Source organism: Simiduia sp. 21SJ11W-1, from assembly GCF_024138675.1.
GTDB lineage: Bacteria > Pseudomonadota > Gammaproteobacteria > Pseudomonadales > Cellvibrionaceae > Simiduia.
The window spans coordinates 3,503,150-3,514,598 of the sequence record NZ_CP090959.1 but is presented as its reverse complement, the minus strand read 5'-3'; the positions used below and the strand labels follow the sequence as shown (position 1 = coordinate 3,514,598).

General features: G+C 59.5%; 14 protein-coding genes. 9 read left to right on the top strand and 5 right to left on the bottom strand.

What is annotated here, in order from left to right:
* Nucleotides 1-4 precede the first annotated feature (4 nt).
* Together L1F30_RS15450 and L1F30_RS15445 are read left to right on the top strand one after the other, a co-directional pair.
* Nucleotides 5-769, top strand: a complete 765-nt coding sequence (locus L1F30_RS15450) for an ABC transporter substrate-binding protein (RefSeq protein ID WP_253357541.1) — start codon at nt 5-7, stop codon at nt 767-769.
* Between the two features lie 165 nt (nt 770-934).
* Complete coding sequence (locus L1F30_RS15445; RefSeq protein WP_253357539.1) at nt 935-1,114, top strand: DUF3094 family protein; 180 nt, start codon at nt 935-937, stop codon at nt 1,112-1,114.
* On the opposite strand, the gene L1F30_RS15440 is transcribed toward L1F30_RS15445, so the two are convergent.
* The gene (locus L1F30_RS15440) at nt 1,111-2,322 is read right to left on the bottom strand and encodes an EAL domain-containing protein (protein ID WP_253357537.1); all 1,212 of its coding nucleotides are present in this window, start codon (nt 2,320-2,322) and stop codon (nt 1,111-1,113) included. The two genes, L1F30_RS15445 and L1F30_RS15440, sit on opposite strands and share 4 nt — an antisense overlap.
* Nucleotides 2,323-2,453: 131 nt before the next feature.
* Here L1F30_RS15440 and L1F30_RS15435 point away from each other — a divergent pair, with 131 nt between their 5' ends.
* Nucleotides 2,454-2,786: an Hpt domain-containing protein gene (locus L1F30_RS15435; protein ID WP_253357535.1), complete on the top strand. Its 333-nt coding sequence runs from the start codon at nt 2,454-2,456 to the stop codon at nt 2,784-2,786.
* A 6-nt stretch (nt 2,787-2,792) separates the two neighbouring features.
* Here L1F30_RS15435 and L1F30_RS15430 read toward each other — a convergent pair whose 3' ends face one another.
* The 4 genes from L1F30_RS15430 to purE form a co-directional block, all read right to left on the bottom strand.
* Nucleotides 2,793-3,251 carry an EVE domain-containing protein gene (locus tag L1F30_RS15430; protein WP_253357533.1) on the bottom strand — a complete coding sequence of 153 codons (459 nt, stop codon included), beginning with the start codon at nt 3,249-3,251 and terminating at the stop codon, nt 2,793-2,795.
* A gap of 15 nt (nt 3,252-3,266) precedes the next feature.
* A complete protein-coding gene (locus L1F30_RS15425) occupies nt 3,267-3,716 on the bottom strand; it encodes a thermonuclease family protein (protein WP_253357531.1) in 450 nt (149 codons plus the stop codon).
* 87 nt (nt 3,717-3,803) lie between these two features.
* On the bottom strand, nt 3,804-4,892 hold the full coding sequence (locus L1F30_RS15420; protein ID WP_253357529.1) for a 5-(carboxyamino)imidazole ribonucleotide synthase: 1,089 nt from the start codon (nt 4,890-4,892) through the stop codon (nt 3,804-3,806).
* On the bottom strand, nt 4,892-5,386 hold the full coding sequence (gene purE / locus L1F30_RS15415; RefSeq protein ID WP_253357527.1) for a 5-(carboxyamino)imidazole ribonucleotide mutase: 495 nt from the start codon (nt 5,384-5,386) through the stop codon (nt 4,892-4,894). The genes L1F30_RS15420 and purE overlap by 1 nt, the downstream gene beginning before the upstream one ends.
* 327 nt (nt 5,387-5,713) lie before the next feature.
* Here purE and L1F30_RS15410 point away from each other — a divergent pair, with 327 nt between their 5' ends.
* From L1F30_RS15410 to ribE, 6 genes are all read left to right on the top strand, one after another.
* Nucleotides 5,714-7,357 (top strand): AMP-binding protein, encoded by a 1,644-nt coding sequence (locus L1F30_RS15410; RefSeq protein WP_253357525.1) that lies wholly within the window; start codon nt 5,714-5,716, stop codon nt 7,355-7,357.
* Between the two features lie 169 nt (nt 7,358-7,526).
* Nucleotides 7,527-7,994 carry a transcriptional regulator NrdR gene (gene nrdR / locus L1F30_RS15405; RefSeq protein ID WP_253357523.1) on the top strand — a complete coding sequence of 156 codons (468 nt, stop codon included), beginning with the start codon at nt 7,527-7,529 and terminating at the stop codon, nt 7,992-7,994.
* Nucleotides 7,991-9,121 (top strand): bifunctional diaminohydroxyphosphoribosylaminopyrimidine deaminase/5-amino-6-(5-phosphoribosylamino)uracil reductase RibD, encoded by a 1,131-nt coding sequence (gene ribD / locus L1F30_RS15400; RefSeq protein ID WP_253357521.1) that lies wholly within the window; start codon nt 7,991-7,993, stop codon nt 9,119-9,121. Before nrdR ends, ribD begins: the two co-directional genes overlap by 4 nt.
* Before the next feature lie 8 nt (nt 9,122-9,129).
* Entirely contained in the window at nt 9,130-9,798 is a 669-nt protein-coding gene (locus L1F30_RS15395) for a riboflavin synthase (RefSeq protein ID WP_253357519.1), read from the top strand.
* A gap of 13 nt (nt 9,799-9,811) precedes the next feature.
* Nucleotides 9,812-10,933 carry a bifunctional 3,4-dihydroxy-2-butanone-4-phosphate synthase/GTP cyclohydrolase II gene (ribBA, locus tag L1F30_RS15390; protein ID WP_253357517.1) on the top strand — a complete coding sequence of 374 codons (1,122 nt, stop codon included), beginning with the start codon at nt 9,812-9,814 and terminating at the stop codon, nt 10,931-10,933.
* Nucleotides 10,934-10,978: 45 nt separating this feature from the next.
* A complete protein-coding gene (gene ribE, locus L1F30_RS15385) occupies nt 10,979-11,449 on the top strand; it encodes a 6,7-dimethyl-8-ribityllumazine synthase (protein WP_253357515.1) in 471 nt (156 codons plus the stop codon).

Genomic DNA, 11,449 nt, shown 5'->3' with positions numbered 1-11,449 from the left:
CTTTATGCGCGCCTGGTGTCTTTGTGTATTGCTATTGTTAGCGCGGCCCCTGCTGGGTGAGGGCAATATCGATGTAAAAGAGCAGCCCGCGCTTGCCCCGCTGTTGGTGATGTACAACGCCAACTTGGGCGAACCTTATATTTTCCGTGAAAACGGCCAGGCGGTGGCGGGTATTCACTGGGATTTGGCCCACTACCTGGGGCGCCAGTTGGGGCGAGAGGTGCAAATGCTGGAGGTGCCGCGCAAGCGAGTGCGGCAATACCTTGAACAGGGGCGCGCGCACCTCTTACTGCTAACCAGCCCCGTGTGGTTTGACCGCCCCGAAGATTTCCAGTGGACCGCCAGCATTTACACAGAGCAAGATCTGGTAATTCAAAACCGTCACCATGTATTTCCGGTGCGTGAAGCCCGTGATTTGGCCGGCAAGCGCGTGGGTATGTTGCAGGGCTATGTGTATGCAGAACTGGATGATGAGCCTTTGAGGTCCAGCATAGTGCGCGATAACGCCAAGAGTTTTCGCAGCAATTTTATTCGCTTAAGCCGGGGGCGCCTGGATGCCATTGTTGTGCCGCGTATTCTGGCAGACCATTTGTTTCGGCAGGAATTTAATCGTGCGGCATTTTACATCGCGCCTGAATGGAATATCCCCCACACGCTTTACAGTGCGGTTTCGCCCCACAGCCCGGTAACTGCACAAGCGATTTCAAGTGTGTATGAACGCATGAAGCAGCGCGGTGATTTCGAGCGCATATTGGCGCGCTATCGCTAGCTCAGCCCGGTGCCTGTGGGCGCAAGATTTTTCCCGGCCAAATGCGTGGTTGGCAGTTTTAGGGCTTCAAATTTCCCGGTGTTTTTGCCAAAGTAGGGCAGTGATACGGGCGAACATTGACCAATAACAATAATGTGAAGTGCGAAGCGCACAGAGGTGTAATTGATGACGTCTAAATTATCTCCGGAAGATCAGGCGCGGGTGGATGCCGTGATTTCCACGGGTGTGAACGACATTGAGCGCAAGCCCTTTCGGCCGTGGTTTTTACTGTCAATTATTCTGTTGGTGCTCACGTTGTTAAGCGCTATCAGCTACTTCCTTGCCTGGCAGCAGGGCGCCGTTTAGCGTTCAGACTCCGCAATGCGGTAAGTCTTGGCCCAGTCGATGAATGCCTCTGCCGGCATGGGTTTGGCCATGATGTAGCCCTGCACACTGTCGCAACCAAGGGCCTCAACCAGCGCCCAGTCTTCGGGCGCTTCAACGCCTTCTGCCACGCAGTGGATGCCGAGCTTTTTAGCCAGCGAAATGCTGGATTCCAAAATGGCCTGGCTCACCTTGTTGTGCTTGGCGCCGTGTACAAAGGCGCGGTCTATTTTGAGTTCGGTAAAGGGAATCAGCTGCAACTGCTCAAGGGTTGAGAAGCCCGTGCCGAAATCATCAATGGATAACCCAAAGCCCTTCAGGCGCAGGCGTGCCATGATATCGAGCGTGGCGCTGGCATTTTTTGGCAGCGCGCTTTCGGTCATTTCAACTATGATTTTTTCTGGCGTGAGGCCTGCGTTGCGCACGGTGGCTTCCAGCCGTTCGGGCAAATCAAGCCGGCACAGGGCCTGGGCTGAAAAATTCACCGCGAGCGTCAAGTTAAAGCCCTTGCTTTGCCAGAGGCTGAGTTGTGCCAGGCTTTGCTTGAGCACAAGGTCAGTAAGCGGTTCAACCATGCCGTGCTTTTCGGCGATGCCCACAAAAATTGCCGGGCTAATAAAGCCCTTCTCCGGGTGTTGCCAGCGCGCCAGCGCCTCTACACCCAAGAGCCTGCGGCTTTCTACCTCTACTTTGGGCTGGTACCACACCTCCAGCTCTTCGCCGATGATGGCCGATTGCAGCTCATCGGTGAACACCATAGTGGCGGGGCCGCGCGGGGCCTGGCGGGTGTCTGCGCGGTAGCCGATGAGCAGTGCCTCAAGCTGGGCGCGATCCAGTGGTTTGGTGAGGGTGCCCAGAATACGCAGTTCGTATTGCTGGCCAAGGGTGTGCACAGAAGAGAGTAGCCGCGGGTCTTCGCCGCTGATGAGTATCACGCCCAGATGCAGCCCGAGTGCGCCCAGGTGGCGCAATAGCTGGATGCCGTCCATGCCGGGCATGTTGAGATCGCTGATGACCAGGTCAATACCGTTGTTGCGGTTGGCAATCATGCGCAGCGCCTCGGCGGCATCGGTGGCTTCAAAAACCTGATTTACGCCCATCTGGCGCAGCACATGGCCCAAGGTTTTGAGCATGAAGGCGTCGTCATCGACGATCAGGCAGTTGAGAGTGGCGAAGGCGTCTGAGGTCATGGTGAGGTGTGTGAATCTCTTGGGCTAGAGGCTCTAGTATGGACGCCAAAATCGCCCCCCGCAAAAGCCAATGTGGCCATTTGCCGTGGCTGCAAGGTACACTTTGGGCTGCACCCTAAAGGCAAGGCGCAATGACAGATACCCCAGATATCCCCTTGGACCCCAAAGTATTGGCAGCACTTTTCGGTGATGATCAACGCCTGATTGCCACAATTCTGGTGGATTTCAGTAATTCTTTAGATGCCTATTTGCGCGAATTTGCCGCCGCTGATGATTTGTCTCAGGTGCGCGCAGTGGCCCATAAGCTGAAATCCTCTGCCCGAACCGTCGGTGCCGGGCCACTGGCAGACCTGTGCGCAGCCCTTGAGCGGGCCTGTTTGGATGGTGAGGCGGAGGTGGTGCGGGAGTTGGTGCCGCGCATTGCGCCTGAGGTAATGCGCGTGAAGGCATCTCTGGCGCCCTGAGCTCCCTCAGGCCTTCTTGGCCATGGCCTGAATGTGGCGCCACTCGGCGCTGCTCACCGGTTGTACTGATAAGCGCCCCTGTTTTACCAATACCATTTCGGCAAGCCCGGCTTCGGCCTTGATTTCTGCCAGGCTCACACAGCGGGGCAGCTGGCTCTCGTAGGCGATATCCACACAAAACCAGCGCGGTGCCTGATCGGTGGCCTTGGCGTCGAAGTAGGGGCTTTTGGGGTTGAACTGGGCCGGGTCTGGGTAGGCGGCTTGCACAATGCGCGCGCAACCCACCACGCCCACGTTCTTGCACTGGCTGTGGTAGATAAACACGCCGTCGCCCTGGGCGCACTGGTCGCGCAAAAAGTTGCGCGCCTGGTAATTGCGAATGCCATCCCAGCGCATGCGGCCCGCCTTTTTGATGTCGTCCAGGCTGATATCGTCGGGTTCGGTTTTAAATAGCCAGTAGGCCATGGGCAGGCTCGCAGGTCAGTGGGTTTGGGCGCACCAGTCTACCTTGGTCTTGCCGGAGTAGGGTACTGCCAGGCCCGCATCAAGGAGCTGTTGGCCGAGGCTGAAACCGTCTACCCATACATCGGCCACCAGCCGGAAGTATTTATCGCGCCGCACATTGTGCAGCTCGACGGCCTGGGCCTTGCGCAAGGCCGCAACTGTGAACTGCTTGGCGGCGCGCGCGCGCTCCTTTTCGCTTGCGCAACGGCTGCGCATTTCGGGCGTGTCTATGCCGCTAATGCGCACGCTGATGCGTTGGCCCACAATGGCGGGCCAGTGGTCGATGTTTACGGTAAACGTGTCGCCATCGTAAATGCTCACCACTTCACTGATGGTGGTGTGCCCATATTGGCGCTGTGTTGCGTGGCTACTGTTGGTGAAAAAAAGAAAAATTAAAATGCTAAAAACTACAACAAACGTGCGCATGAATACGTCAATACAACCTTTTATCTACAAAGGCATCCGTGCGGTGATTTAGTGGCCCAGCGCCGGGCGGCGCTGGGTTGTGCGCTGCTAGAACTTGGCGCCAGGTAATTGCAGGGCTTGCTCGATGGCGGCCTCGCGGGTGCTTTCATCGGGCGCGCGCACGCCGATGTGGGCCACCTTGCGGCCCGGGCGTGCAGACTTCCCGTAAAAGTGTGCGTGGCAGTAATCCAGCGCCAGCACCTCGGCGGGGTTTGGCAGGTCGCCAATGATGTTCACCATGGCCGCCGCTCCCAGTGCCTGGGTGCTGCCAAGCGGTAAATCTGCCACTGCGCGCACATGGTTTTCAAACTGGCTGCACTCGGCGCCTTCGATGGTCCAGTGGCCCGAGTTGTGCACCCGTGGGGCAAACTCGTTGGCCAGCAAATGCTCGCCTTGCTGGAAAAACTCCACTGCAATCACGCCCACATAATTGAAATGGCTTAGCAGCTTTTCTGTGTAGCGCTGGGCAAGTGCTGCGGTGGCATCGCCCGGGCGTGCACGCGCTACGCGCAAAATGCCACCCTCGTGATGATTTTCAGACAGCGGGTAGTAGCGCACTTCACCGGCTTTGTTGCGCACCGCCACCATGGACACTTCGCGCTCAAATTGCACAAAGCCTTCCAAAATTGCGGGCACTTCGCCAATGGCGCGCCAGGCATCGGCCAGTTGATCTTCAGATTTGATCACCGCCTGGCCCTTGCCGTCGTAGCCTTGGGTGCGGGTTTTGAGTACCGCGGGCAGGCCAATGCTTGCAACGGCCTGTTCGAGCTCGGCCAGGGAGTTCACCGGCGCATAGGGTGGCGTTTCGATCCCCAGTTTGGTGAACAGTGTTTTTTCATTGAGCCTGTCTTGGGCGACATGCAGTACATCGGCGGCCGGGTACACGGGCACGGTTTGAGCCAGCAAGCGGGCGCTGGCCTCGGGCACGTTTTCGAATTCGTAGGTGACTACATCAACCTGGCGGGCGAGCTCTGCCAGCGCTTGTGGGTCGTCATAGTTGCCTTTTACTTGCCGGGCAACGCTGGTGGCGCAGGCCGTTTCAGACGGATCCAGTACCACAAAGCTGCAGCCCAGAGGCGTGCCGGCCAGTGCGATCATGCGCGCCAGCTGGCCACCGCCCAAAACACCGATTTTCATCAGGCTTGCTCCCTCGGATCTGCGTTAGACATGACCTTATCTGTTTGTTGATCGCGAAAGGCCACCAGCGCCTTGCGGTACTCGGGGTATTTGTTGCCCAGCATGGCGGCGGCCAGCAACGCGGCATTAACCGCACCGGCGCGGCCTATGGCCAGGGTGCCCACGGGAATGCCGGCGGGCATTTGCACGATCGATAGCAGTGAATCCATGCCGTTAAGGGCCTTGGACTGCACCGGCACACCCAGCACGGGCACCGGAGTTTTGGCGGCTACCATGCCCGGCAGGTGGGCGGCGCCGCCGGCACCGGCAATGATGGCCTCAAGGCCGCGGGCCTCGGCGGCCTCGGCGTAGCTAAACAGTTTGTCGGGCGTGCGGTGTGCAGACACCACTTCCACCTCGTGGGGAATACCCAGCTGCTCCAGTGCGTCGGCGGCGTGGCTCATGGTGTCCCAGTCGGAGGTAGACCCCATAATGATACCAATCAGCGGCTTCATATCTGCTCCCCAGTCTTGTCGATGGCTCATGGTCAAGAAAAAGGGACGCATTGTACCTATCCGGTGTGGGAAAGGCACGGATTTTGGGGCGCGTGCGGGCGTTTTTTTGGCGCAGGCAGGGCCTGTTTCGGCAGCCTTCAGGTGAGCGGGCCGGGTTCGGTGCAATGGCGCGCGCAGCTGGTGCACCGGCAAATCTGGATCCGGCCCTTGGCCTGCAACAATTCGGCGCGCAACCGCGCAAGCCCGGTGGGCGCGATCATTTGTTTGGGGCAGGGAAGTGTGGCACATTCGCGATTCCCACATTGACCTTCAAAAGGATCGCAGGCTATGGATTACTTGTTGCCCTTGGCCCAGTTTCAGTCGCGCGTGGCCGCGCACCCCAATAAGGTGTACCTGCACCAGCCGGTGAATCGCCAGTGGCGCCAATGGACGTGGCAGCAGGTCAATGATGAAGCCAGCACCATTGCCCGCGGCCTGTTAAGCCATTTTGCCGCCGGCGATAAAATTGCCATTCTCGCCAAAAACTCCGCCGAGTGGTTTATTGCCGATCTGGCCATCATGATGGCGGGCATGGTAAGCGTGCCCATTTACGCCACCGCCGGTGAAGACACCATCAGCTACGTGCTGGAACACAGCGGTGCCAAAGCCGTGTTCCTGGGTAAGCTCGACGACACGGCACCGGCCGAGGCCGCCATACCGGCTTCAGTGATGCGCATCGCCTTTCCCTACCCCACCGCCCGCGCCGAGCACCAATGGAGCGAATGGCTGACCCGATTTGAACCCCTGACGGATCTGCCCACCCAGACCCCCGATGCCATGATGACCCTGGTCTATACCTCGGGCTCCACCGGCCAGCCCAAGGGGGTGGTGCTCACTTGCCGCAATGTGGGCTCATCGTCTTATACCACGGCCGCCCAAGTGCAGTGGCGCGACGACGACCGCTGCATTTCCTACCTGCCGCTGGCGCACATTACCGAGCGCTGCGTGCTGGAAATCATGACCTATTACAGCGGTGCGGCGGTGTATTTTGTGGAGTCGCTGGACACCTTTGTAGACGACGTAAAACACGCCCAGCCGAGCTTTTTTATCTCTGTGCCACGGTTGTGGACGAAATTCCAAAGCGGCATTCTGGCCAAAATTCCCGATCAGAAGCTGCAGCGGCTACTGAAGATTCCGTTGCTGGGTTGGCTTGTGGCCCGCAAGATCCGCCAGGGCCTGGGTTTGAATGCTGCGCGCGTGCTGGGCTCGGGTTCGGCGCCCATCGCACCGGCCATGCTGGAGTGGTATGCGCGTCTGGGGATGCCCATCGCCGAGGGCTGGGGTATGACCGAAACCTCGGGGCTCTCGTGCTCTAACTTGCCCTTTCGCGCGGAGCGCATAGGTACCATTGGCGTGCCGGTGAAGTGTGTGGAAATGCGTCTGGGTGAAGGTAATGAGGTGCAAATTCGCGGCGACGCCGTTTTCCAGAGCTACTACAACAACCCCGAAGCCACGGCCGGGGCCTTTGTGGATGGCTGGTTTCGCACCGGTGATCGCGGCGAGCAAACCGCCGATGGCGCCTATAAAATTGTGGGCCGGCTAAAAGAGCAATTCAAAACCGCCAAGGGCAAATACGTGGCGCCGGCACCTATCGAAAATTTAATTGCCCGCAATGAATGGGTAGAGCAGTGCTGCGTGCTGGGGGTGGGGCGCCCGCAGCCGGTGGCGCTGCTGGTGCTCACTGAAGCCGGCATGAAGAAAACCCGCGCCGATGTTGAACCCGCCCTGCAGGCCAGCCTGAACGACATCAACGAGCAGCTGGAATCTCACGAGCGCCTGGGCGGCATGATTGTATTGAGCGAGCCCTGGACCATCGAAAACGACCTGCTCACGCCCACCTTGAAGATTCGCCGCGGGCCCATTGAGAGCAAGTTCAGCCATTTACTCGATCGCCTGGGCAAGGCGAATCTGGTGTGGGAGCGCGATCTCTAGGTCGGGGGTGTAGGCGCTGCGGCGCCTTGGCGGCGGGGTGGTGCCGAACAACCGTTTAAATCTGCCTTGCAGGCCCTGCAGTACTTGAGCCTTTGGCGATGGCGAATGCGTACCGCACCGGCGCCTGAGCGTGTTAAGATGCGCGCCAATTTCCCGATGGATGGACGCCATGCATTGTCCCTTTTGCAGTGCCGACGACACCAAAGTCATCGACTCGCGCCTGGTCGCCGAGGGCGATCAGGTGCGCCGTCGGCGTGAATGCCTTTCTTGCCGCGAGCGTTTTACCACCTACGAGGTGGCAGAACTGGTGATGCCGCGCATTATCAAACAAGACGGCACCCGCGAGCCCTTCGATGAGGCCAAGCTGCGCGCAGGCCTGCTGCGGGCGCTGGAAAAGCGGCCCGTGAGCATGGAAGATATCGAATCGGCATTGGCCCAAATCAAGCACGTGCTGCAGGCCACCGGTGAGCGCGAAGTGCCCTCGCGGCTGCTGGGCGAGAAGGTGATGGAAAAGCTGCGCAACCTCGATCAAGTGGCCTATGTGCGCTTTGCCTCCGTATACCGCCAATTTCAAGACATCAGCGAATTTCGCGATGAAATTGAACGCCTGGAACGCAATCCCAGAGACACCGAATGACCCCCGACCACGCCCGCTTCATGGCCCGCGCCCTGCAACTGGCAGAGCGTGGCCGCTATACCACGCACCCCAATCCGCGGGTGGGCTGCGTGCTGGTGCGCGAGGTTGATGGCGTGGCTGAGATAGTGGCCGAAGGCTGGCATCAGCGCGCCGGCGAAGGCCACGCCGAGGTCAATGCCCTGGCCCAGATAGACGATGCTGGCGGGCTTACAGCCTATGTCACCCTTGAGCCCTGCAACCATCAGGGCCGCACCGGGCCCTGCAGCGAGGCGTTGATTGCCGCGGGCATCGGGCGCGTGGTGTACGGCATGCAAGATCCGAATCCGAAGGTGGCGGGCCTTGGCCTGCAGCGCCTGCGCGATGCCGGTGTTGAGGTGATAGGCCCGGTAATGCAAGCCCAGGCCGAGGCCTTGAATCCGGGTTTCATCAAGCGCATGCGCACAGGCCTGCCCTTCGTGCGGGTGAAACTCGCCATGAGCCTGGATGGCCGCACGGCCATGGCCAGTGGCGAATCCCAGTGGATAACCGGCCCTGAAGCGCGCGGCGATGTGCAGCGGCTGCGCGCGGCCAGCAGCGCTATCATCACCGGCATTGATACCGTGCTGCACGACGACGCCGCGCTCACCGTGCGCGCCGCCCAGCTGGAATTGCCCGACCGCGAGGCCGCCGCCGCGGCGGCGCGCCAACCCCTGCGGGTGGTGCTAGACCGGCGCAGCCGGCTGCCGCAAAGCGCCCGGTTGCTGTCTTTGGCAGGGCCTGTGCTGCTGATTCAAAATCACCCCCTCGACTACCCGGATACGGTGGCCGAGGTAGAAACCCTGGCGCTGTGCGATCAGCAAAGCGACGGCGGCGATTTGCTCGCCTTGCTGCAGGAATTGGCCGCACGGGAATGTAACGAAGTGCTGGTTGAGGCGGGCAGCCGCCTGGCTGGCAGCTTTATGGGCGCGGGCCTGGTGGATGAGCTGATTGTGTACATGGCGCCCACGCTGTTGGGCTCCAGCGCCCGGCCGCTGTTGCAGTTGCCGCTGGCCAATATGGCCGAGCAGCAGCGCCTGGATATCGTGGATGTGCGCGCCGTGGGGCTCGATTGGCGCATTACTGCCCGCCCTGTTAATAACCCGGAGTAACACTGCCCATGTTTACAGGCATTATTGAAGCTGTTGGCGAAATTGTGGCGCTAGAGCCCAAAGGCGGCGACCTGCGTGTGCGGGTGGCGTCTGGTGGCCTGGATCTGGCCGACGTACAGTTAGGCGATTCCATTGCCACCAACGGTGTGTGCCTCACGGTGGTGGCACTGCCCGGCGACGGCTATTGGGCCGATGTGAGTGTGGAAACCCTGGATAACACCACGCTACGCAACTGGCGTTTGGGCCAGCCCGTAAACCTGGAAAAAGCGCTCACACCCACCACCCGCCTTGGCGGCCACCTGGTGAGCGGTCACGTGGATGGCGTGGGCGAGGTGATCAGCCGGCACACAGATGCGCGCTCGGAGCGGTTCCGGCTGCGCGCACCCAAGGCGCTGGCAAAATACATCGCCCACAAGGGTTCGATTACGGTAGATGGCACCAGCCTCACCGTAAATGCGGTAGACGGTGACGAGTTTGAACTCAACATCGTGCCGCACACACTTGAGAAGACGGTAATGGGCACCTATAAAGCGGGCGCAGCCGTCAACCTGGAAGTGGATTTACTGGCCCGCTACCTCGAGCGGCTATTATTGGGAGACAAGGCGGCCGAGCCCAGCGCGGCGGGCGGCATCTCCATGGCATTTTTGGCCGAGCACGGCTACCACCGCGGTCAATAACACAGGACGCACTATGGAACTGAATACGGTAGAAGAACTCATCGACGACATCCGCCAGGGCAAAATGGTGATCCTGATGGATGACGAAGATCGCGAGAACGAAGGCGATCTGGTTATTGCCGCTGAGCAAATTCGCCCAGAAGACATCAACTTCATGGCCAAGCACGCCCGTGGATTGATTTGTTTAACCCTTACCGAAAAGCGCTGCCGCCAACTGGATTTGCCGTTGATGGTGGGTGCCGGCCACAACCGCGCGCAACACGCCACCAACTTCACGCTCTCCATTGAAGCGGCCGAAGGCGTGACCACGGGTATTTCCGCAGCCGATCGCGCACGCACCGTGCGCGCGGCAGTAAACCGCGATGCCAAGCCCTCGGATATTGTGCAGCCTGGCCATATTTTCCCGCTGATGGCGCAGCCCGGCGGCGTATTGAGCCGCGCAGGTCACACTGAAGCCGGTTGCGATCTGGCGCGCATGGCGGGCTTTGAGGCGGCCTCGGTGATTGTTGAAATCATGAACGAAGACGGCACCATGGCGCGCCGCCCGGATCTTGAAACCTTCGCCAAAACCCACGGCCTGAAAATCGGCACCATTGCCGATTTGATTCACTACCGCTCGGTAAAAGAAAAAACTGTGGAGTGCGTGAGCACCCGCCCGGTGGCCACCGCCTTCGGTGAATTCGAGCTGCGCACCTACCGCGATGTGGCGCGTCAGGAATTGCACTTTGCGCTGCTTAAAGGCGACATCAAGCCCGAAGAGCCCACGCTTGTGCGCGTGCACGTGCAAGACAGCGCGCGCGATCTGCTCACCATTCAGCGCCCCTCAGACAGCGAGCATGCGCCCTGGACATTCCACGCCGCACTCAAATCTGTGCAGGCGGCAGGCCAGGGTGTGGTGGTGTTGATCTGCCACACCGAAACACCGCAAGACATTGCCGATAACATCGATTGGATGTTGTCTGGCCGCCAGCGTCAGCTGAGCCAGGATGCGGTTTACAAACAGGTGGGCACCGGCGCCCAGATTTTGCGCGACATCGGCGTGCGCAAAATGAATTTGATGTCGGCACCTTTGAAGTTTTCAGCCATTTCCGGGTTTGATCTGGAAGTGGTTGAGCGTTTTTCTTGCCCCGAGTAATGGCGCAATTCACCCGTATTTAAAATTGAACAAACAGGAAAGACCATGAGCAATATCAAAGTCGTAGAGGGCGATTTCACCCAGTGCAAAGGCAAGTACGCGCTGATCGTTAGCCGTTGGAACAGCTTTGTTGTAGAAAGCCTGAAAGACGGCGCACTCGACACCCTGCGCCGTCACGGTATTAAAGATGAAGACATCACCATCTACTACGCCCCAGGCGCCTTCGAATTCCCGTTAGTGGCCCAAAAGCTTGCCGGCACCGGCAAGTTCGACGCCATCATCGCTTTGGGTGCGGTTATTCGCGGCGGCACGCCCCATTTTGAATACGTGGCTGGCGAGTGCACCAAAGGCTTGGCACAGGCCTCTATGGCCAGTGGCGTGCCCATCACCTTTGGCGTGCTCACCGTTGATTCAATCGAGCAGGCCATAGAGCGCTCTGGCACCAAAGCCGGCAACAAGGGTGTGGAAGCAACCCACACGGCGCTGGAAATGGTTTCGCTGTTGGCAAAGGTATAA

Coding starts and splice junctions, on each gene's coding strand:
- L1F30_RS15435 (WP_253357535.1), top strand. CDS start 2,454: ATGACAGATACCCCAGATATCCCCTTGGACCCCAAAGTATTGGCAGCA.
- L1F30_RS15395 (WP_253357519.1), top strand. CDS start 9,130: ATGTTTACAGGCATTATTGAAGCTGTTGGCGAAATTGTGGCGCTAGAG.
- L1F30_RS15430 (WP_253357533.1), bottom strand. CDS start 3,251: ATGGCCTACTGGCTATTTAAAACCGAACCCGACGATATCAGCCTGGAC.
- ribBA (WP_253357517.1), top strand. CDS start 9,812: ATGGAACTGAATACGGTAGAAGAACTCATCGACGACATCCGCCAGGGC.
- L1F30_RS15410 (WP_253357525.1), top strand. CDS start 5,714: ATGGATTACTTGTTGCCCTTGGCCCAGTTTCAGTCGCGCGTGGCCGCG.
- L1F30_RS15440 (WP_253357537.1), bottom strand. CDS start 2,322: ATGACCTCAGACGCCTTCGCCACTCTCAACTGCCTGATCGTCGATGAC.
- L1F30_RS15450 (WP_253357541.1), top strand. CDS start 5: ATGCGCGCCTGGTGTCTTTGTGTATTGCTATTGTTAGCGCGGCCCCTG.
- ribE (WP_253357515.1), top strand. CDS start 10,979: ATGAGCAATATCAAAGTCGTAGAGGGCGATTTCACCCAGTGCAAAGGC.
- nrdR (WP_253357523.1), top strand. CDS start 7,527: ATGCATTGTCCCTTTTGCAGTGCCGACGACACCAAAGTCATCGACTCG.
- L1F30_RS15425 (WP_253357531.1), bottom strand. CDS start 3,716: ATGCGCACGTTTGTTGTAGTTTTTAGCATTTTAATTTTTCTTTTTTTC.
- L1F30_RS15445 (WP_253357539.1), top strand. CDS start 935: ATGACGTCTAAATTATCTCCGGAAGATCAGGCGCGGGTGGATGCCGTG.
- ribD (WP_253357521.1), top strand. CDS start 7,991: ATGACCCCCGACCACGCCCGCTTCATGGCCCGCGCCCTGCAACTGGCA.
- purE (WP_253357527.1), bottom strand. CDS start 5,386: ATGAAGCCGCTGATTGGTATCATTATGGGGTCTACCTCCGACTGGGAC.
- L1F30_RS15420 (WP_253357529.1), bottom strand. CDS start 4,892: ATGAAAATCGGTGTTTTGGGCGGTGGCCAGCTGGCGCGCATGATCGCA.